The organism is Amycolatopsis sp. NPDC051102 (assembly GCF_040682815.1).
Lineage (GTDB): Bacteria > Actinomycetota > Actinomycetes > Mycobacteriales > Pseudonocardiaceae > Amycolatopsis.
The window spans coordinates 345,736-365,683 of record NZ_JBFBBT010000004.1; the positions used below are offsets into that span (position 1 = coordinate 345,736).

At 72.6% G+C, this 19,948-nt stretch carries 15 protein-coding genes and 1 pseudogene; 10 read left to right on the forward strand and 6 right to left on the reverse strand.

Annotation, left to right across the window (positions count from 1 at the left end):
* Positions 1-88: 88 nt before the first annotated feature.
* Entirely contained in the window at positions 89-1,918 is a 1,830-nt protein-coding gene (locus AB0M93_RS16015) for a transglycosylase domain-containing protein (RefSeq protein WP_364273744.1), read from the forward strand.
* A 1-nt stretch (position 1,919) separates the two neighbouring features.
* Here the strand turns inward: AB0M93_RS16015 and AB0M93_RS16020 are convergent, their stop codons facing one another.
* On the reverse strand, positions 1,920-2,576 hold the full coding sequence (locus tag AB0M93_RS16020) for an O-methyltransferase (RefSeq protein WP_364273747.1): 657 nt from the start codon (positions 2,574-2,576) through the stop codon (positions 1,920-1,922).
* A gap of 75 nt (positions 2,577-2,651) precedes the next feature.
* Between AB0M93_RS16020 and AB0M93_RS16025 the strand changes: the two genes are divergently transcribed.
* The gene (locus AB0M93_RS16025; protein WP_364273749.1) at positions 2,652-3,974 is read left to right on the forward strand and encodes a PLP-dependent aminotransferase family protein; all 1,323 of its coding nucleotides are present in this window, start codon (positions 2,652-2,654) and stop codon (positions 3,972-3,974) included.
* 95 nt (positions 3,975-4,069) lie between these two features.
* On the forward strand, positions 4,070-5,203 hold the full coding sequence (locus AB0M93_RS16030) for an NAD(P)/FAD-dependent oxidoreductase (RefSeq protein ID WP_364273752.1): 1,134 nt from the start codon (positions 4,070-4,072) through the stop codon (positions 5,201-5,203).
* 1 nt (position 5,204) lies between these two features.
* Here AB0M93_RS16030 and AB0M93_RS16035 read toward each other — a convergent pair whose 3' ends face one another.
* The 3 genes from AB0M93_RS16035 to AB0M93_RS16045 all read right to left on the reverse strand — a co-directional run bounded on the left by AB0M93_RS16035 (position 5,205) and on the right by AB0M93_RS16045 (position 9,580).
* A complete protein-coding gene (locus tag AB0M93_RS16035) occupies positions 5,205-6,983 on the reverse strand; it encodes a hypothetical protein (protein WP_364273754.1) in 1,779 nt (592 codons plus the stop codon).
* 358 nt (positions 6,984-7,341) lie between these two features.
* Complete coding sequence (locus AB0M93_RS16040; RefSeq protein ID WP_364273757.1) at positions 7,342-9,321, reverse strand: SDR family oxidoreductase; 1,980 nt, start codon at positions 9,319-9,321, stop codon at positions 7,342-7,344.
* A gap of 58 nt (positions 9,322-9,379) precedes the next feature.
* Positions 9,380-9,580, reverse strand: coding sequence for a hypothetical protein (locus AB0M93_RS16045; protein WP_013223722.1), 201 nt, complete (start codon positions 9,578-9,580; stop codon positions 9,380-9,382).
* A 206-nt stretch (positions 9,581-9,786) separates the two neighbouring features.
* Here AB0M93_RS16045 and AB0M93_RS16050 point away from each other — a divergent pair, with 206 nt between their 5' ends.
* The gene (locus AB0M93_RS16050; protein WP_364273760.1) at positions 9,787-11,010 is read left to right on the forward strand and encodes an FAD-dependent oxidoreductase; all 1,224 of its coding nucleotides are present in this window, start codon (positions 9,787-9,789) and stop codon (positions 11,008-11,010) included.
* A gap of 324 nt (positions 11,011-11,334) precedes the next feature.
* Here AB0M93_RS16050 and rnhA read toward each other — a convergent pair.
* A pseudogene (gene rnhA / locus AB0M93_RS16055) lies at positions 11,335-11,757 on the reverse strand (ribonuclease HI); the annotation flags it as partial.
* Positions 11,758-11,846: 89 nt separating this feature from the next.
* Positions 11,847-13,079, reverse strand: coding sequence for a multidrug effflux MFS transporter (locus tag AB0M93_RS16060; RefSeq protein ID WP_364273762.1), 1,233 nt, complete (start codon positions 13,077-13,079; stop codon positions 11,847-11,849).
* Positions 13,080-13,282: 203 nt separating this feature from the next.
* Between AB0M93_RS16060 and AB0M93_RS16065 the strand changes: the two genes are divergently transcribed.
* Genes AB0M93_RS16065 through AB0M93_RS16090 form a run of 6 tightly spaced genes read left to right on the forward strand, consistent with a single transcriptional unit; the run spans position 13,283 to position 19,786 of the window.
* Positions 13,283-14,134: a fumarylacetoacetate hydrolase family protein gene (locus AB0M93_RS16065; RefSeq protein ID WP_364273765.1), complete on the forward strand. Its 852-nt coding sequence runs from the start codon at positions 13,283-13,285 to the stop codon at positions 14,132-14,134.
* A 2-nt stretch (positions 14,135-14,136) separates the two neighbouring features.
* The gene (locus AB0M93_RS16070) at positions 14,137-15,441 is read left to right on the forward strand and encodes an enolase C-terminal domain-like protein (RefSeq protein ID WP_364273768.1); all 1,305 of its coding nucleotides are present in this window, start codon (positions 14,137-14,139) and stop codon (positions 15,439-15,441) included.
* The gene (locus AB0M93_RS16075; RefSeq protein ID WP_364273771.1) at positions 15,434-16,180 is read left to right on the forward strand and encodes an SDR family oxidoreductase; all 747 of its coding nucleotides are present in this window, start codon (positions 15,434-15,436) and stop codon (positions 16,178-16,180) included. Before AB0M93_RS16070 ends, AB0M93_RS16075 begins: the two co-directional genes overlap by 8 nt.
* A gap of 41 nt (positions 16,181-16,221) precedes the next feature.
* Positions 16,222-17,256, forward strand: coding sequence for a sugar ABC transporter substrate-binding protein (locus tag AB0M93_RS16080; protein ID WP_364274355.1), 1,035 nt, complete (start codon positions 16,222-16,224; stop codon positions 17,254-17,256).
* Entirely contained in the window at positions 17,253-18,776 is a 1,524-nt protein-coding gene (locus AB0M93_RS16085) for a sugar ABC transporter ATP-binding protein (protein ID WP_364273774.1), read from the forward strand. Before AB0M93_RS16080 ends, AB0M93_RS16085 begins: the two co-directional genes overlap by 4 nt.
* Positions 18,773-19,786, forward strand: a complete 1,014-nt coding sequence (locus tag AB0M93_RS16090; RefSeq protein ID WP_364273777.1) for an ABC transporter permease — start codon at positions 18,773-18,775, stop codon at positions 19,784-19,786. The genes AB0M93_RS16085 and AB0M93_RS16090 overlap by 4 nt, the downstream gene beginning before the upstream one ends.
* Positions 19,787-19,948: the final 162 nt, after the last annotated feature.

Consider the following 19,948-nt stretch of genomic DNA (forward strand, 5'->3'; position numbering starts at 1 on the left):
TCTACCCTCGTGACAACCTTGACAGGATCCTGACAACTTCCGTTGCTTCTTCACCGAACCTCGTCACCCGTCCGGTCGTCATCAGTTCGTGACCTTGGCTACGGAGGACGAAGAAGAAACACCTGCTCCCCGGAAGTGGCGGCGGATCGCGGGCTGGACGCTCGGCGTGGTCGTCGGCGGCCCGCTGATCGCCTTCTGGGTCTCCTACCTCGTCCTCGACGTCCGCAGCCCCCAGGAGGTCCTGGCCGGGCTCGGCAAGACCGTCGCCCTGCAGTACTCGGACGGGTCCGAGCTGCTCAAAGTGATCCCCGCCGACGGCGACCGGAGTTTCGTCCCCTACGCGCAGGTGCCCACGAAGCTGCGGGACGCCATCATCGCCACCGAGGACCCGACGTTCTGGGACAACCAGGGCTTCGACCCGACCGGCATCGGCCGCGCGTTCCTCACCGGCGTCGGCGGCGGGTCCGGGATCACCCAGCAGTACATCAAGAAGTCCACCGGCGACGAAGACGCCACCCTCGGGCGCAAGTTCGCCGAGCTCGTGCTGGCCACGAAGATCACCCAGGAACAGAGCAAGGAACAGATCTTCGAAAGCTACGTCAACATCATCTCCTTCGGCCGCGGCACGTTCGGGCCCGCCGCGGCGATGAACGCCTACTTCGGCAAGAAGCTCGACAACTCGATCAACTGGAGCGAAGCCGCCTTCCTCGCCGGGATGATCCAGTCGCCGTCGGTGCACGACCCCGCCGCCTCCGGCGACATCCACGCCTCGCGGCGCTGGGAGTACGTGCGCGACAAGCTCGTGAGCCGCGGGTACGTCCGGAGCGGCGAGCCGATGGCCTACCCCGGCCCCGAGGTCCAGCCGCCGTCGGAAACCCGGGCGGGCCGGCTCACCTACGACGAGTTCCACGTCAAGCAGCAGGTCCTGGCCGAGCTGGAACAGGACGGCTTCCCGCTGAACCGGCTGCAGCAGGGCAACATGACGGTCGAGACGACGCTGGACCGCGGCATGCAGGACGCCGCGAAGAAGGCGTTGCGGGACAGGCTGGCCGGGGAGCCGGCGGAGTTCCGGGGCGCGCTCGTGGCGGTCGACCCGATGACCGGGGCCGTCCGCGCCTACCAGGGCGGTGAACAGGGTGTCCGCGACTACGCGAGCACCCCGCACGCGCTCGGGTCGGCGTTCCAGCCGTTCACCTTCGCCGCGGCGCTGCGCGGCGGCGCCCGCCCGGACCAGCCGGTCCCCGCCCCGGCGAAGGTCGAGTTCCTCGGCGAGACCTTCCAGTACCCGGACGTCTGCGGGGCGAGGTGCACCCTCCGGACGGCGCTGGTGAAACACGCCGAAGGCGCCTTCGCCGGGCTGGCGAAGAAACTCGGCCCGGACGCGCTGAGCGACACCGCGCGGCAGGCCGGCATCCCGGACGCCGTCGACGGCGCCCCGACCCTGCGCGAGAAGGACGGCTACCTCATCGGCCCGGGCATCGCGATCGGCCGGTACCCGTTGCGGCCGCTCGACGTCGCGGGTGCCTACGGGACCTTCGCCGCCGACGGCCGGCGCGCCACTCCGCACCTGGTGGCGAAGGTGCGCGACGAAAGCGGCGCGGTGGTCTGGGAACACCCGGACACCAGCCGTCCGGCGTTCGGCGGTGACGACGTGAGCCGCCGCGTCGCCGGCGAGGTCACCGCGGCCCTGCGCACCGGCGGCGGCCCGGCGCTGCAAACCGGCGAGGCCGAGCACGGCAACAGCCCGGACTACCAGGACGCCTGGGCCGTCGGCTACACCCCGCAGCTGGCGACGGCGGTCTGGGTCGGCTCCGACGACGAGCGCCGCCTCAAGGACGCGAACGGCAAGAAGCTGACCGGCGACGTCGTCCCGGCCGACGTCTGGCGCGCGTTCACGGCGGCCGCGCGGCCGCGCTGACTCACCGCACCAGGGCCAGCACGAACCCGTCGTGCCCCTTGCCGCCGACGGTCTGGACCGCCGTCGCGTCGATCCGGTCCTCGGCGGCGAGCAGGGCGAACAGCTCCCGCGCACCGCGGACGTTCGGGTCGTCGTCGCCCGGGTCCGCCACCCGGCCCTGCCGGACGACGTTGTCGACGACGATCGTGGTGCCTGGCCGCGAAAGCTCCAGCGTGGCGCGCACGTAGTTCGCGAGGTTGACCTTGTCGGCGTCGATGAACACGAAGTCGAACGGCCCGGTCAGCGACGGCAGCGTGTCGAGCGCGGCGCCGACCCGGATGTCGACGACGTCCTCGCCGAACCCGGCGCGGGCCAGGTTGGCTTTCGCGACTTCGGCGTGCTTCGGTTCGTATTCGCAGGTCACCAGCTTGCCGCCGGCCGGCAGTGCGCGGGCGAGCCAGATCGTGCTGTACCCGCCGAGCGTGCCGATCTCGAGGATCGTGCGCGCACCCGCCATCCGGGCCAGCAGGTGGAGCAGCTTGCCCTGGTTGGGGGCGACGGCGATGTGCGGCAGCCCGGCGGCGTCGGCGTCGGCCAATGCCGTGTCGAGCACGGGGTCGGGCGCGAGCAGCGCGTCGGCGAGGTAGTGGTCGACTTCGGTCCAGTTCTGGTCGGTCATGACACCTCCGGCCTCAATCTAGCCCGGATGGGATCATGTCCGCCGACGGCGTTTCCGGCGGAAGTGAAGGTGGCCATGGACGACTACCGCGTCGTCGCGGACGCCATCGCCGCCGACATCGAAGCCGGCCGCCTCCGGCCCGGCGACCGGCTGCCGCCCCAGCGCCGGTTCGCGCGCCAGCGCGGCATCGCCGGCTCGACCGCCGCCCGCGTCTACGGCGAGCTCGTCCGGCGCGGCCTGGCCGTGGGCGAGGTCGGCCGCGGCACGTTCGTCCGCGCCGCCAAGCCGGCGCCCGAACCCGCGCTCGCCGAGCCCGGCGACGCCCGCGTCGACCTCGAGCTCAACTTCGCCGTCCTGTCGGGGGAGTCCGCGCGGCTGGCCCGCGCGCTGGAACCGTTGCTGCGCGAGGACGTCCTGACCGCGGCCCTGCACCCGATCGGCGCCGCGGGCACCCGGGCGGCCCGGGAGGCGGCCGCGGCCCTGCTCGCCCGCGGCGACTGGCGGCCGGACCCGGCGACGGTGCTGTTCACCGGCAACGGCAGGCAGGCGCTGGCGGCGGCGGTCGCCGCGTTCGTGCCGGTGGGGGAGCGGCTCGCGGTGGAATCCCTGACCTACCCGGTGGTGAAGGGCCTGGCCGCGCGGCTCGGCGTGGAGCTCGTGCCGATCGACACCGACGAGGACGGGCTGGTGCCGGCGGCGCTGGCCGCGGCCGGGCCGGTGCGCGCGCTCTACGTCCAGCCGACGCTGCACAACCCGCTCGGCACGACGATGCCCGTGCGGCGCCGGGAAGAGCTGGCCGCCGTCGCCGCCCGGCTCGACCTGCCGGTGATCGAAGACGGCATCTACGCGTTCCTGCGCGACGACGTCCGGCCGTTCGCCGCCTTCGCACCGGAGCGGACGGTCTTCGTCGACAGCCTGTCCAAGCGGGTCGCCCCCGGGCTGACCGCGGGCTTCCTCGTGACGCCGCCGCCGTGGACCGCGCGGCTGGCGTCGTCGGTGCGTTCGGGCGGGTGGGCGGCGTCGCGCTTCGCCGTCGAAGCGGCGACACGGTGGATCGTGACGGGCACCCTCGCCGAAGTCGAGGCCGCCAAACGCCGGGACGCCGCCGCGCGGGCCGCGGTGGTCGCCGCGAAGCTGCCGGGCCTGCGCGGCGATCCCGCGTCGTACCACCGCTGGTGGGAACTGCCGGAGCGGTGGCGCGCGGAGCTGTTCGTGGCGGCCGCGGCGCGCCGCGGGATCGCGCTGTCCCCGGCGGCGGCGTTCGCGGTGCTGCCGGGCCACGCGCCGAACGCCGTGCGCCTCGCGGTGTCGGCCCCGCCGGTGGAAACCCTGGCGGCGGCGCTCGACGTCCTCGCCGGGCTGGCGAGCGGCAGCCCGGACGACCTGGTGCCCGACTGACAGCGCCTGCCAGCGGGGTACCAGGTCCGTGTGCGCCGTCCGCCAGAGCGCGCCGCCAGGCTTCGGGTGTCACCAGGAAACCCGAAGGAGCACCCATGCACGTCACGATCATCGGCGCCGGTCTCGGCGGCCTCACCCTCGCCCGCGTCCTGCACGTCCACGGCATCCGCGCCGAGGTCCACGAGGCGGAGTCCTCCCCGATGGCGCGGACGCAGGGCGGCATGCTCGACATCCACGACTACAACGGTCAGCTCGCCGTCGAAGCGGCCGGGCTGGTGGCCGAGTTCCGCGGCCTGGTCTTGGAGGGCCGCCAGGCGATGCGGATCCTCGACCGCAACGGCACCCTGCTGTTCGAGAAGACCGACGACGGCACCGGCGGCCGCCCGGAAATCCTGCGTGCCGACCTGCGGCGGATCCTGCTCGACGCGCTCCCGGCCGGCACTGTCCACTGGGGACACAAGGCCACCGGCGCCCGCACCCTCGCCGACGGGCGTCACGAGGTCACCTTCGCCGACGGGAGCACCGTCGTCACGGACCTCCTGGTCGGCGCCGACGGTGCGTGGTCGAAGGTCCGGCCGCTGCTCACCGACGTCACTCCCGAGTACGTCGGCGAAGCGTTCGTCGAGACCTACCTGTTCGACGCCGACACCCGGCACCCGGCCACCGCGGCGGCGGTCGGCGGCGGCTCCATGGCCGCCAACGGCGGGACGCCGGACGAGGCGATCAACGCGCACCGGGAAAGCGGCGACACCCTGCACGCCTACGTGGTGCTCACCCGCCCGCTCGACTGGTTCGCCGCCATCGACTTCACCGACCCCGCCGCGGCCGCGGCGCGGATCGCGGCGGAGTTCGACGGCTGGGCCCCGGAGCTCACCGCCCTGATCACCGAGGCCGACACCGCACCGGTCCTGCGGCCGCACCACACGTTGCCGGTCGGCCTGCGCTGGGACCGCGTGCCGGGCGTGACCCTCGTCGGCGACGCCGCCCACCTCGCCGCGCCGAACGGCGAGGGCGCGAACCTGGCCATGCTCGACGGCGCCGAGCTCGGCCAGGCCCTCGCCGCGCACCCCGGCGACGTCGAAGCCGCGATCGCCGAGTACGAGGCGGCCATGTTCACCCGCAGCGCGAACCCGGTCGACGAAACCGTCCTCCTGGAGAGCCTGTTCGGGGACGGCGAGGTCCCCCGGGCGTTGTTCGACCTGGTGCAGGGCCGCGAGCAGGCGTCCTGAGTCAGGGCGCGTACTTGCCCACGAAGCTGCCGCAGGTCACGACGCGGCCCGTCAGCCGGGCCTGGATCGCCGTCTCCAAGCCGAGGTAGGTGAACACCGGCGTGTCGGCGGGCACCTCCGCCGGCACCGGGCCGCCCGTGGCCAGCAGCCGGCTCGGCACCGTCTGGAACAGCACGAGGTAGCCGCCTTCGCGGTCGAGCGCGTCGGCCGTCGCCAGCATCCGCTGCGGCGCGTCGCCGACGATCTCCAGCGGCAGCGGCCACTCCAGCGGGAACGGGTTGCGCAGGCCGAAGGCCGGGTAGGCGAACGCGTTGTCCGGCAGGACCGCGGTCCGCCGGGCCGGGAAGCGCTCCGCGCAGTCGCGGATCTGCTCGACGTACCGGAACGTCGACGGGTTCGTGCGGATGCCGGCCATGGCCGGGCTGACCGCACCGAGGTCCTCGGTCAGCCGGTCGTGGCCGAGATCGAGGTAGGCCGCCTGGTCGTGCCGCGCGACGACGACCCAGCCGCACACGGCGACCGCGGTCAGCCCGGCCGTCGCGGTCACCCAGCGCCGGGCGAGCCGGGGCCGCGGCGGGACCAGGTGGCTCAGCAGCAGCAACGCCGTCAGGGCCAGGGTGCCGGTGAGCAGCGTCGGGGTGTCGTTGCCCCAGGACAGGCTGGTCATGAAGCCGGTGGCGAGCACGAGCAGCCCCGCCCACGGCACCTTCCGCCGGACGGCCGCGTTCACCGGCACGCTGACCGCGACGATCCACCACAGGACGTCGGCCCAGCGCGAGGAGCCGGTGAACCGGCCGTCGACGACGGTCCAGACCACCGCCGCGGCCCCGGCGAGCACCAGCACCCAGGACGCCACCCGCCCGGCCACGCCGAGCCGGTCGCCGGGCAGCCGCACGGCCAGCAGCACCACGGCGATCGCGGCGAAGAAGGCCAGTTCCCGCACCGGTGCCCTGGTCAGCACCTCCGGGTCGTCGAGCCACAGCCCGAGCAGCCGCTCGCCGTACGCGGGCACGCCGCCGGTGAGCTGCTCGACCATCTCCGTGAAGCCGCCGCCGAGGCTCACCCACGCCACGTACGCCAGCCCGGGCGCGCCGAGCGCGAGCAGGTCGAGGACCAGCCGGACCGCGCGGCGCGTGCCCGTCCGGGTGGCCGGGTGCAGCACCAGCCACAGCACGGCGATCACCGCGGCGAGCGCGAAGCTCTGCTTGACGAACACCGCGCTGCCGAGCAGCACCAGCCCGCCGCGGCGGGCGAGCGCGCGACCGCCGCTCAGGCCGGCGTCCAGCGCCCACGCGCCGCACGCGGTGAGCGCGATGCCGTCCACGGTGTGCCAGGCCATCAGCGGGAAGGCGTTGAGGTTGATCAGCGACGCCGCCGCGACCATCGCCGTCATCCCCGGGCCCCAGCCGAGCACCCGGCGCCGCGTGACCAGCGTCGCGAACGCGATCGTCGCCACGATGATCTCGATCATGGACAGGAAGCTCGACCCGAAGAACAGCGGCATCGGCAGGGCGTAGTCGGCGACGTGCAGCACCGCGGACCCGAGCGGGCGGGCGGAGATGATGTCGGCGTGCGGGACTTCGCCGTGCAGCACGCGCCACGCCTGGGCGAGGATGAAGCCCTGGTCGGAGGGGTGGAAGCCGAAGCGGCCGACGCGGAATTCGGTGGCCAGCGCGAGCAGCAGCACCCAGCCGGCGTGCACGCTCCAGCGCAGCATCGGGCGGGTGGCCTGCCGGGGTGCCGGTGCCGTGGCGGCGTGCGCAGGACTCGCCACGTCCACGCCCCGTCCGCCTTCCGCTCCCGACCGCACCCGGGAAGCGATGGTAGCGGCCGGGCCGGGCCCCGGTCCGGTCAGCACCACCGGGCCCGGTGGTGCCGGCGCGGAACGCCGTGAAGGCCCCCGCTCCGGCGCTGGCGGCCGGGACGAGAGCCTTCACGGTTCCTTACGGCGGTGCTACCCGGCCGTGTGCCGGGCCGTGCCGATCGCGGCCGTCTGGTCGCTCACGGCGCATCGTTCCCCAGTGGTGATTTCCGGCATTCCGAACTCCCCAGTAGAAGCCCGCCCGGATGGGCGGGACTCGCGCGAGGGTAGAAGTACCGTCGCGCGCGTGCCACCGTTTCGGGGGAATTCGCGGAAATCAGGCACGACGGCGCCAGATCAGGCGGGTCACCGCCGCGGCGACCGACGCCGGCGCGGACCGGCGGGGCAGGCCGCGTGCCTCCGGCGCGGACTCCGGCATCGCCCGGTAGGCCAGGTGCGCGGCGAACCGGGCCAGCCGCGGCGCGGTGAGCGTCGCCAGCTCGGCCGCACGGCCTTCGGGGAGGCTGAGGATCTCCGGCCGGTCTTCCAGGGCCTTCACCACCAGCGCGGCCGCGCGCTCCGGGCTGCTGGACGGGATGCCGCGGTAGCCGGTCGGTGCGATCATCGGCGTCCGCACCAGCGGCATCCGCACCGACGTGAAGGTGACGCCGTCCGAGAGCGTCTCGCGCCCGGCCGTCAGCCCGAACTCCTCCAGCGCGGCCTTCGAGGCCAGGTAGGCGGAGAAGCGCGGGGTGTCGGTCTGCAGTCCCTGCGTCGTGACGTTGACGACGTGCCCGAACCGGCGCGCGGCCATCGAGGGCAGGAAGCCGAGGATGAGCCGCACCGGGCCGAAGTAGTTGATCGCCATCGTGCGCTCGAAGTCGTGGAACCGCTGGGTGGACAGCGAAACCGAGCGCCGGATCGACCGGCCGGCGTTGTTCACCAGCATGTCCACCGCGCCGTGGTCGCCGAGCACCTCCTTGACCAACGCGTCGACGGCGTCGCCGTCGGTGAGGTCGCACGGGTACGCGGCCGCGGTGCCGCCGGCGGCGAGGATCTCCTCCCGCACCTCTTCGAGCTCGGAAGCGCGGCGGGCCACGAGGATCACCTTCGCGCCCTTCGCGGCCACGGCCAGCGCGGACGCCCGGCCGATCCCCGAGGACGCACCGGTGATCAGCACCGTCCGGCCGGCCAGTCCGTGCCCGCGGCGCGCGCGGTCGGGGTCGAGGTGGGCCTGCCAGTACCGATACAGCGGGGCCGCGTAGTCGCGCAGCTCGGGCAGTTCGACGCCGCTGCCGAACAACGCCGTCGTGGTGCGCGCGGTGTCGAAGACGACGTCCATGGTCAGGTGCGGCAGCACCGCCAGCGGCACGCCCAGCTCGTCGAGGACCGCTGCGCGGGCACCCCGGCCGCCGGGCAGGCGGTCGATCCCGGCCGCGGCCGCGTGCGCCAGCCGGCCGCCCGCACGCCGCAGCGCACCCGACGGTCCGGCGGGCAGCACGGCCCGGATCACCGGCCCACCCGCGGCGCGCGCGAAGGCGTTGTAGACGGAATTGAGCGACTGCGGGCGCGGGGCGGCGAGGTGGTAGGTCGCCCCGGACGGCGCGTCCTGGTGCATGAGGTGGTCCATCGCCTCGACGACGTAGTCGACCGGCACCAGGTTCGTCGCGCCCAGGTCGGGCGCGGCCAGCGGGAGCCGCCGGGGGAGCGCGGCCAGCCGCGAGATGGCCGGGAGGAAGTAGTAGGGCCCGTCGACCTTGTCCATCTCGCCGGTGCGCGAGTCGCCGACGACCGCGGAGGGCCGGTAGACGCGGTAGGGCAGGTGCTGCTCGCGGACGAGCTTCTCGGCCTGGAACTTCGTCGCGTGGTACGGCGAGCCGAAGCGCTGGCCGAGGTCGAAGTCGGCCTCGGTGAACCGACCGGCGTGGTCGCCGGCGACGGCGATTGAGGACACGTGGTGCACCAGCCCCGCCCGGGCCGCGGCGGCGAAGGCGAGCAGGTGCCGGGTGCCTTCGACGTTGGCGCGCCGGTTGGCCTCCTCGTCGGCGGTCAGGTCGTAGATCGCGCCCAGGTGGACGACGTGGTCCAAGCGGGGGAGTTCGTCGGGGTCGACCCCGAGCCGGGGTTCGGCGAGGTCGCCGGCCACGGGGTGCAGCCGGTCCGCGTTCGGCCACTCCCGGGCCAGGGAGGCCAGGCGCTTGCGGGAGGTCTCCCGCACCAGCGCGTACACCGCGGTCGTCTCCGGCCGCCGGAGCAGCCGTGCGACCAGGCGTTTTCCGATGAAACCCGTCGCGCCTGTCACGAAGTAGGTCGTCATGGCCGGTCCCTTCTCGTTGGACCGACTCTAACCTACTGAAAAGTAGGAACGGTAGTTGTCAGCTTTCTTCTTCGTCGGCCGTCGCCACGACGGCGTCGCGCAGGGCGGCCCGCAGCCGTCCGACGTCGAGCGGCCCGAGCACCGCCGCCTCACCCGGCGGCGCGACCAGCACCACCTTGTCGTTGCTGACGAACACCGTCACGTCCCTGCGCCTGCCGGCCAGATCCCGGCAGCCGATCGACCACTCGCCCCGACTCATGGCCGCCACCCTCCGCTTCCCTCGTGGTCGTGCTTGTCGTGCGAGGGTGGGAGCAGGGCCCGGCGGGGCTATGACGCGGGTTCACCCGATTTGCCTACTCGCCGGTTTTCTCTTGCGCTTCGCGGATTTTCGGCGTAGTCCCCGGTCGTGGCCCGGCCTCTCCGGGAGTAGCGTCGGCATCCGATCGCCGTCTCTGGGAGGTATGGATGTCGGAACCGCGGAGGATCGTCATCGTGGGTGCGGGCCTCGGCGGGGCGTCCGCCGCGGCCGCGCTGCGCGAGCGCGGCTACCCCGGGGAAGTCCTGCTCATGGGCGCGGATCCGCACCGCCCGTACGAGCTGCCGCCGCTGTCGAAGGGCGTGCTGCTCGGCAACTCCGACGAACCCGACTGGGTGCACGAAGAGAAGTTCTACGCGGAAAAGGACATCCGGTTCAGCGCCGGCGTCACGGCGACCCGGATCGAGCCGGGCGCGCGGCTGGTGCTGGACGACGCGGGCGGCGAGCACGGCTACGACCGGCTGGTGCTGGCGACCGGCTCGCGGCCGCGCGCGCTGCCCGTCCCCGGCGGCGACCTGCCGGGCCTGTACGCGCTGCGCACCCTGGACGACGCGCTCAAGCTGCGTTCGGCGTTCGCGGCGGCGGAGCGCGTGGTGATCGTCGGCGCGGGCTGGATCGGCTCCGAAGCGGCCGCGGCGGCCCGGACGCACAACGCGGACGTGACGGTCGTGGACCCGGTGCCGGTGCCGCTGGCGAACGTGGTCGGCGAGACGGTCGGCGGGGTGTTCCGGGACCTGCACGCGGAAAAGGGCGTGCACTGGCGCCTGGGCGAGCAGGTCGCGGAGATCACCGGCGGCCCGGACGGCGTCCGCGGCGTCCGCCTCGGCAACGGCGACGAGCTCACGGCGGACGTGGTCCTGATCGCGGTCGGCGCGGCCCCGCGGGTCGAGCTGGCCCACGACGCGGGCCTGGAGCTCTCCGACAACGGCGGGGTGGCCGTGGACGCGGGCCTGCGCACGTCGGCCCCGGACATCTACGCGGTCGGCGACATCGCCTCCCACTTCCACCCGCGGTTCGGCCGCCGGATCCGCGTGGAGCACTGGGCCAACGCGAAGGATCAGGGCGCGCACGTGGCGCAGAACCTGCTGGGGGCGGACGAGCCGTTCCTCGCCTCGCCGTACTTCTTCACCGACCAATACGACCTGGGCTGCGAGTACCGCGGCCTGGCCGACCCGGCGACGGACGAACTGGTGGTCCGCGGCGACCTGGGGTCCCGCGAGTTCACGGCGTTCTGGCTGCGCGACGGCGAAGTGGCGGCGGCGATGAACGTGAACATGTGGGACGACGGCGACGCGCTCGGGGCGTTGGTCGACGGCCGCACGAAGGTGACGGCGGAGCAGCTCAAGACCGCGGACCTGGCGTCGCTGGCGTAAGGCGTTCGCGGGGGAAGGTCCGGCGGGCCGTGCCGAGTCCGGTACTCAGCCGAAGAGGCCGGGTTCCGTGCTCGTCTGCGGCTGGTGTTTCACGCACGGCCCGCCGCCGGTTGCGGTCGTGCACCGCTCGCCATTGCGCTTCGGTGCCCCGCACTGGACTGCGGGGTCGTGCAGGTGGCACAGGCCGGACGGGCGGGCGTTGTTCGGGCAGGGCAGACCTTTGCGGGTGACCTCGGGGCAGCGTCGGGCGGGGAGAGCGGCGGGTCGCTCGGGGCGCGGGGTGATGGTTCGCCGTGATGGTTGGACGACGGTCGTCCCGGTGATCTCCTCGAGCGCTCTGACCGCCAGCCGATCCGCGCGTTCGTTCTCCGGATGTCCGGCGTGGCCCTTGACCCACACCCAGTGCACCTCGTGCCGCTTGGCGGCCGCAGCCAGCCGCTGCCACAGATCGGCGTTCTTGACCGGCGTCTTTCCGGAGGTCCGCCAGCCGTTGTCCACCCACCGGCTCAACCACTTGGTGATCCCGTCGCAGACATAGGCACTGTCTGTGTGGAGCCGGACCGCCATCGGCCGGTTCAGGCTCTCCAACGCCATGATCGGCGCGGTCAGTTCCATGCGGTTGTTGGTGGTTTCGGCGGCCTCGCCGCCGCGGATCTCTTTCTCGTGGGCTCCGTAACGCAGCACAGCTCCCCAGCCGCCGGGGCCGGGATTGGGGCTGCAGGCGCCGTCGGTGTAGATCTCCACGATCCGCCCGGATCGCTCCGGCTCGCCGTTGTCGACCACGGCGTCACCTTATCGAGTGAGGTCGACGCTGCGGGACTTTGCCAGAACTGGCGTTACCGAGGCGCCTCCGCGGAACTCGAAGATGCCTGGCCTTCGCGCGCCAGCGCCAGGTAGGCCACCAGCGCCAGGACGGCGAACCCGGCCATGGTCGCGGCCATCGGCACCGCCGTCCCCGGGCCGCCCAGCCCGACCAGCGGCGTCGCCACCGCGCCCACCACGAACTGCAGCACCCCCAGCAACGCCGACGCCGCCCCGGCCGAGCGGGCGTGCGAGGCCAGCGCCAGGGAACTCGCGTTCGGCATCACCAGGCCGATGCTCGACACCAGCAGGAACAGCGACACCAGCAGCAGCGCCAGCGGGGCCCGCAAGAGCACCGAAGCCAACACGAAAGCCCCGCCCGTCACGCCGAGCAGCAGGCCGGACAGCAGCAGCGCCCGCTCGCGGACCCGGCCCACCAGACGGCCGTTGAGCTGGCCCGCGAGCACGATCCCGACGCCGTTGAGGCCGAACACCACGCTGTACGCCTGCGGGCTGAGCCCGTACACGCCCTGCAGCGCGAACGACGAGCCCGAGATGTAGGCGAACATCGACGCGAACAGCAGGCCCGACGCCAGCGCGTAGCCCGCGAACGAACGGTCCAGCGCCAGCCGCGCGTACGTGCGCATCACCTGGCCGAGCCGCAGCGGAGACCGCGCCGGGGACGGCTCCGGCAGGAAGAACACGACCACCGCCAGCAGCAGCACGCCGAACGCCGTCAGCACCACGAACACCCCGCGCCACGACGTCCAGGTGAGCAGCTGGCCGCCGATCAGCGGCGCCAGGATCGGGGCCAGCCCGCTGACCAGCATCAACGTCGAGAAGAACTTCGTCATCGCGGTTCCGGAGAACAGGTCCCGGACGGTCGCGCGCGCGATCACGATGCCCGCCGCCGCGCCGAGGGACTGCACGAACCGGGCGGCGACCAGCAGCCACGCGTCCGGGCTCACCGCGCACAGCACCGAGCCCACGACGTACAGCGCGAGCCCGGCCAGGAGCGGGCGGCGGCGGCCCAGCGCGTCCGACAGCGGGCCGAGCACCAGCTGGCCCAGCGCCAGGCCCACGATGAACGCGCTCAGCGTCAGCTGGACCGTGCTGTCCGCCGCGCGCAGGTCGGCCGCCATCCGCGGCAGCGCGGGCAGGTACATGTCGATCGACAGCGGCCCGAACGCCGTCAGGCCGCCCAGGACGAGGACGAACTTCAGCTGCGCCCGCCGGCTCGGCGTCGTACGTTCCGCCGTGGTGGTCATGCACGTCCTTTCGCTCCTTGGTGGAGCAGCGGCGGGGACACCGGCGCTATTCCGGCTGTGATCGGTGACACCCCGTGGTCATCCCGCCCGTGAACCGATACTGATCCGACCAATTTTGCAACCGTTTCGGCGATGGCTCTAGATCGCCGGTCACGACTGCGATATACATCGGATGTCTGGTCAGGTGGGTGAAGGGAATATCCGTGCAGCTTGTGCGCCTCGGGGAGCCGGGAAGTGAGCGTCCGTTCGTGCGTGCCGACGACGGCACGACCTACGAGCTGGGCGGGCTGACCGCTGACATCGACGGCGGCTTCCTCGCCGCGGACGGGATCGCGCGGGTGGCCGCCGCGCTGGCGGCCGGGGAGCTGCCGGCGGCTTCGGAGACCGGCCTGCGCGTCGGCGCGCCGGTCGCCCAGCCCGGCAAGGTCGTCTGCATCGGCATGAACTACCGCCGGCACGCCGAGGAAACCGGCGCGACGCCGCCCACCGAGCCGGTCGTGTTCATGAAGGCGCCGGACGTCGTGGTCGGCCCCGGCGACGACGTCCTCATCCCGCGCGGGTCGGCCGCCACCGACTGGGAGGTCGAGCTCGGCGTCGTCATCGGCAAGACCGCCCGCTACCTCGAGAGCGTCGACGAGGCCCTCGGCTACGTCGCCGGTTACGTCGTCTCGAACGACGTCTCCGAGCGCGACCTGCAGTTCCGCACCGCCCAGTGGGACAAGGGCAAGTCCTGCGAGAACTTCAACCCGCTCGGCCCGGCCCTGGTCCCGGCGGCCGAAGTGCCCGACCCGCAGGACCTCGGCCTGCGGCTGTGGGTCAACGGCGAGAAGCGGCAGGACTCCTCCACCAAGGACATGATCTTCACGGTGGCCGAGATCGTCCACCACCTGAGCCAGGTGATGGTGCTGCGGCCCGGCGACCTGATCAACACCGGCACCCCGGAAGGGGTCGCCCTCGGGCAGCCCGACCCGAAGCCCTACCTGCGCGACGGCGACGTCATCGAGCTCGAGATCGACGGGCTCGGCCGGCAGCGCCAGACCGCGAGGCAGGCCTGACCATGGCGAAGATCATCGGCATGGAGGTGCTGGACGTCCGGTTCCCCACCTCCCGGGAGCTCGACGGCTCGGACGCCATGAACCCCGACCCGGACTACTCCGCCGCCTACGTCGTCCTGCACGCCGACGGCGGCCCGGACGGCTACGGCCTGGCCTTCACCATCGGCCGCGGCAACGACGTCCAGGCCGCCGCGATCCGCGCGCTGGCCCCGCACGTCGTCGGCCGGGAGGTCCCGGAGGACGCGGCCGCGCTCGGCGACCTGTCCCGCACGCTCGTCGGCGACTCGCAGTTCCGCTGGCTGGGCCCGGAAAAGGGCGTCGCGCACATGGCCGTCGGCGCGGTGGTCAACGCCGCCTGGGACCTCGCCGCGCGCCGCGCCGGCCTGCCGGTCTGGCAGTTCGCGGCCCGGATGACCCCCGAAGAGCTCGTGTCGCTCGTGGACTTCCGGTACCTGAGCGACGCCCTCACCGAAGCCGAGGCCCTGGAGATCCTGCGCGCGGCCGAACCCGGCCGCGCCGAACGCACGAAGCACCTGGAGGCCAGGGGCTACCGCGCCTACAGCACGTCGCCCGGCTGGCTCGGGTACGCGGACGCGAAGCTCGTGCGGCTGGCCGAGCAGGCCGTTGCCGACGGCTTCGAGATGATCAAGCTGAAGGTCGGCGGGAACCTCGAGGACGACGTCCGCCGGATGAAGCTGGCCCGGGAGACCGTCGGCCAGGACGTCCGGATCGCCGTCGACGCCAACCAGCGCTGGGACGTCTCGGCCGCGGTCACCTGGATGACCGCGCTGGCGCCCTACGACCCGTACTGGATCGAGGAGCCGACCTCCCCGGACGACATCCTCGGGCACGCGGCCATCGCGAAAGCGCTTGCGCCCATCCGCGTCGCGACCGGCGAGCACGTCCAGAACCGCGTGGTCTTCAAGCAGCTGCTGCAGGCGGACGCGATTTCGGTGCTGCAGCTGGACGCCGCCCGCGTCGGCGGGTTCAACGAGAACCTGGCGATCCTGCTGCTGGCCGCCAAGTTCGGCGTCCCGGTGTGCCCGCACGCCGGCGGGGTCGGGCTCTGCGAGCTCGTGCGGCACCTGTCGATGTTCGACTTCGTGGCGGTGTCCGGCACCGACACCGACCGCTCGATCGAGTGGGTCGACCACCTGCACGAGCACTTCACCGACCCGGCCGTCGTCGAGCGCGGCCGCTACCTCGCCCCGACCGCCCCCGGGTTCTCCGCGCGCATGCACGACGCCACGCTGCGCCGGTTCCGGTTCCCGGACGGTCCCGAGTGGACGGAGACCGCAAGTGAGTGAATTCGAGGGCCTGGTGGCCGCCGTCACCGGAGGCGCCTCGGGCATCGGCCACGCCGCCGCCACCCTGCTGGCCGAGCGCGGCGCGCAGGTGGCGGTGCTCGACCTCAAACCGGGCGACGACGGCTTCCGCTGCGACGTCTCCTCCGACGACGAAGTGCGCGCGGCGATCGACGCTGTCATAGAGCGCTTCGGGCGTCTCGACATCCTCGTCAACAACGCCGGCATCGGCGCGCAAGGCGACGTCACGGCCAACGACGACGACGAATGGCACCGCGTGCTCGACGTCAACGTCCTCGGCATGGTCCGGCTCGCCCGCGCCGCGCTGCCGCACCTGAAGAACTCGCCGTCCGCGGCGATCGTCAACACCTGCTCCATCGCGGCCTGGGCCGGCCTGCCCAACCGCGCGCTGTATTCGGCCAGCAAGGGCGCGGTGCTCTCGCTGACCCTGGCCATGGCGACCGACCACCTGCCCGACCGGATCCGCGTCAACTGCGTGTGCCCGGGCACGGCGGACACCCCGTGGGTGGGCCGGCTGCTCGACGCCGCCGACGACCCGGCGGCCGAACGCGCGGCGCTCGCCGCCCGCCAGCCCATGGGCAGGCTGGTCACCGCGGACGAGGTCGCGAACGCCATCGTCTACCTCGCCAGCCCCCTTTCCGCCTCGACCACCGGCACCGCGCTCGCGGTCGACGGTGGCATGTACGGCCTGCGTCCTCGCGGCCCAGTTCAACCCCGATAAGACTTTCCGCTGTCATCAAGGAGGATGCGGTGCGCAACAGGGTGATCACGGTGGCCGCCACGGCCGCCGTCTGCGGTCTGGTTCTGACCGCTTGCGGGTCCACGAAGGACAATGCTTCCGCGCCCGCGGCGGGTGGCGGCAACCCCGGCGGCAAGGTGGGCGCGACGCTGCCGCTGCTGACCTCGCCGTTCTGGCAGGCCTACAACAACTACGTGCCGAAGATGGCCAAGGAGGAGGGCGTCGACGTCCTCCCGACGGTCAACGCCGACAGCGACCCCGCGAAGCTGATCACCGACATCGGCACCTTCCTCAACCAGGGAGTCAAGGGCCTGGTCGTGACGCCGCTGGACTCGGCCGCCATCGTCGCCGGGCTCAAGCAGGCCGAGAACAAGGGCGTCCCGGTCGTCGCGGTCGACGTCGCTCCCGAGAGCGGCAAGGTCGCCATGGTCGTGCGGGCCGACAACAAGGCATACGGCACCAAGGCGTGCGACGCGATCGGGCAGAAGGTCAAGTCCGGCAAGGTCGTGCAGATCATGGGTGACCTGGCTTCGGTCAACGGCCGCGACCGCTCGGAAGCCTTCCGCGACTGCATGAAGTCCAAGTACCCGGGCATCCAGGTGCTGGAGATCCCGGCCGAGTGGAAGGCCGACAAGGCGTCCTCCGGCCTGGACAGCATGCTGACCGCGAACCCGGACATCAAGGGCGTTTACATGCAGGCCGGCGGCGTCTACCTGGCCCCGACCGAGCAGGCGCTCAAGCGCAAGAACCTGTTCTTCCCGGTCGGCGACCCGAAGCACATCGTGCTCGTGTCCAACGACGGCATCCCGCAGGAGCTGGCCGCGATCCGCGCCGGCGAGCTGGACGCCACCGTGTCGCAGCCGGCCGACGCGTACGCGAAGTACGGCCTGTACTGGCTGAAGAAGGCCATGGCGGGCGAGACGTTCAAGCCGGGCCCGACCGACCACGGCAGCACCATCGTCGAGATCAGCCCCGGCATCCTCGAGGACCAGCTGCCCGCGCCCGTCATCACCAAGGACAACGTGGACGACAAGGCCCTGTGGGGGAACAACCTGTGACCGCGCTGCCCGCCGGCGAATCCGCCGTCCCGGTGGTCAGCGCCGTAGGAGTCGGGAAGCGCTACGGCCCCACCGTGGCGCTCCACGACGTCAGCCTCACCGTGCACCCCGGCGAGTCGCACGCGCTCGTCGGGCGCAACGGGGCCGGCAAGTCGACGCTCGTCTCCATCCTCACCGGCCTGTCCGCCACGGACACCGGGCACGTCGAGTTCGCCGGGGTGCCGGCCCCGCCCCTGACCAGGCAGGACGACTGGAAGGCGCGCGTGGCCTGCGTGTACCAGCACGCGATGGTCGTCCCGCAGCTCACCGTGGCCGAGAACCTGTTCCTCAACCGGCAGGCCGGCGGCGGGTTCTCGATCGGCTGGAAGTCCTTGCGGCGCAAGGCGCGCGAGCTGCTCGACTCGTGGGACGTCCACGTCGACGTCGACACCCCGGCCGGGGACCTCTCGGTGGAGGACCGGCAGTTCGTCGAGATCGCCCGCGCGCTGTCCTACGGCGCCCGGTTCATCGTCCTCGACGAGCCGACCGCGCAGCTGGACAGCCAGGCCATCGAGCGGCTCTTCGAGCGGATGCGCCAGATGCAGGCGGGCGGGGTGACGTTCCTGTTCATCTCGCACCACCTGCACGAGGTGTACGAGGTCTGCCAGGCCGTCACCGTGCTGCGCGACGCGAAGCACGTGCTGACCGCGCCGGTGTCCGAGGTGGGTCGCGCGGAACTCGTCGACGCGATGACCGGCGAGCCGGGCGGCCTCTCGATCCGCGACGCCGCCTCCCGGGAGTCGCTCGAAGCGGACGCCGCGGAGATCCTTTCGGTGGACGGGTTGTCCGGCGACGGCTTCCGCGACGTCTCGTTCCGGCTGCGCCGGGGCGAGGTCGTCGGGCTCGCGGGCAGCAACGCCAGCGGGAAGCACCAGGTCGCCGAGACGGTCTACGGCCTGCGGACGCCGTCCGCGGGCACGATCCGCGTCGACGGCTCGCCGCTGCGGCCGGGTGACATCCCGGCGGCGCTGCGAGCCGGGATCGGCTGCGTGCCGCGCGACCGGCACCACGAAGGTCTGGTGCTGGCGCACTCGATCGCCGACAACGCAACGATGTCCATTTTGGACAAACTGGGCCGCGGCGGGATCGCGTCCCCGTCCACGCGGCACGCGAAGGCGACGCAGGCGTTGCAGGACTACGACATCGTGGCCGCCGGCGCCGAGCAGCCGGTGTCCGACCTGTCGGGCGGCAACCAGCAGAAAGTCGTGCTGGCGCGGGCGTTGCTCAGCGATCCGCGGGTGGTCGTGCTGATCAATCCGACCGCCGGCGTGGACGTGAAGTCGAAGGAGGCGCTGCTCGCGGTCGTCGACCGGGTGCGCGCCGAGGGCAAGGCGGTGCTGATCGTCAGCGACGAGCTGGACGACCTGCGCCTGAGCGACCGGGTCCTGGTGCTGCGCGCCGGGGCCGTCGTCGCCGAACACCAGGCCGGGTGGTCCGACGGCGACCTCGTGGCCGACATCGAAGGAGTCGAGCTTTCGTGACCGACGTGATGACCTCTCCGCAGACTTCGCTGCCGGCGCCCCCACGTCGCCGGAAAGCCGTCTGGCTGCGCGAACTCGCCCTGCTGCCCGCACTGGTCGTGGTGTTCGTCATCGGCGGCCTGGTCGACGACACGTTCGTCGGCTGGAGCAACATCGTCAGCATCCTGACCGCGTCGGCCGCGCTGTCGCTGGTCGTGCTGGGCGAGTCGCTGGTGCTGATCACCGGGAAGTTCGACCTGTCGCTGGAATCGACGATGGGCCTGGCGCCCGCGCTCGGCGCGATGGTCGTGATCCCCGCGGCGTCGGCCGGCTTCGGCGTCGAGCTGCCCGCCGCGATCGGCCTGCTGGTGATCCCGCTGTGCGGGGCGCTGGTGGGGTTCGTCAACGGCTTCCTGATCGTGAAGCTGAAGCTGAACGCCTTCATCGTCACCCTGGCCATGCTCACCGTGCTGCGCGGCGTCCAGGTCGGCTCGACCAAGGGCAAGACGCTGTTCAACCTGCCCGACTCGTTCACCGACCTGGCGACGACGACGTTCGCCGGGCTGCCGATGTCGGTGTGGCTCGCGGCGCTGCTGTTCGCCGTGGCCGGCTGGGTGCTGCGCTACCACCGCGTCGGCCGGGCGTTGTACGCCATCGGCGGCAACCGCGAAGCCGCGCGAGCCGCGGGTGTGCGCGTCGACCGGATCGCGTGGGCGGTGTTCGTCGTCGCCGGGATCCTTGCGGCAATCGGGGGTCTTGCCTACACCGGATACGTCGGGGCCTTGGGCGCGAACCAGGGATCCGGCATGATCCTGCAGGTGTTCGCGGCGGCGGTGATCGGCGGTGTCTCGCTCGACGGCGGCAAGGGCACGCTGGTCGGCGCGCTGACCGGCGTCCTGCTGCTGTCGTCGGTGTCGAGCCTGCTCAACTACGCGCACGTCACGGCGGAGTGGCAGGGCGCGATCTACGGCGCCATCATCCTGGTCGCGCTGATCATCGCCCGGTACGCGGGCGGAAAGCCCCAGACCTGACGCACGCCCGGTGAAGGTCCGACGTTCCGAGTCTGCCGCGGCTCGTCGTGAGTGGTAACGCGGGTGAGAACCCGCCTTACCACTCACGACCGCGGGGGGGGGGGGGTGGGGCTAAGAGGGGTACCCGGCCGGCGCGGCGGGCGCGGAGGGGCCCGGCGGGGC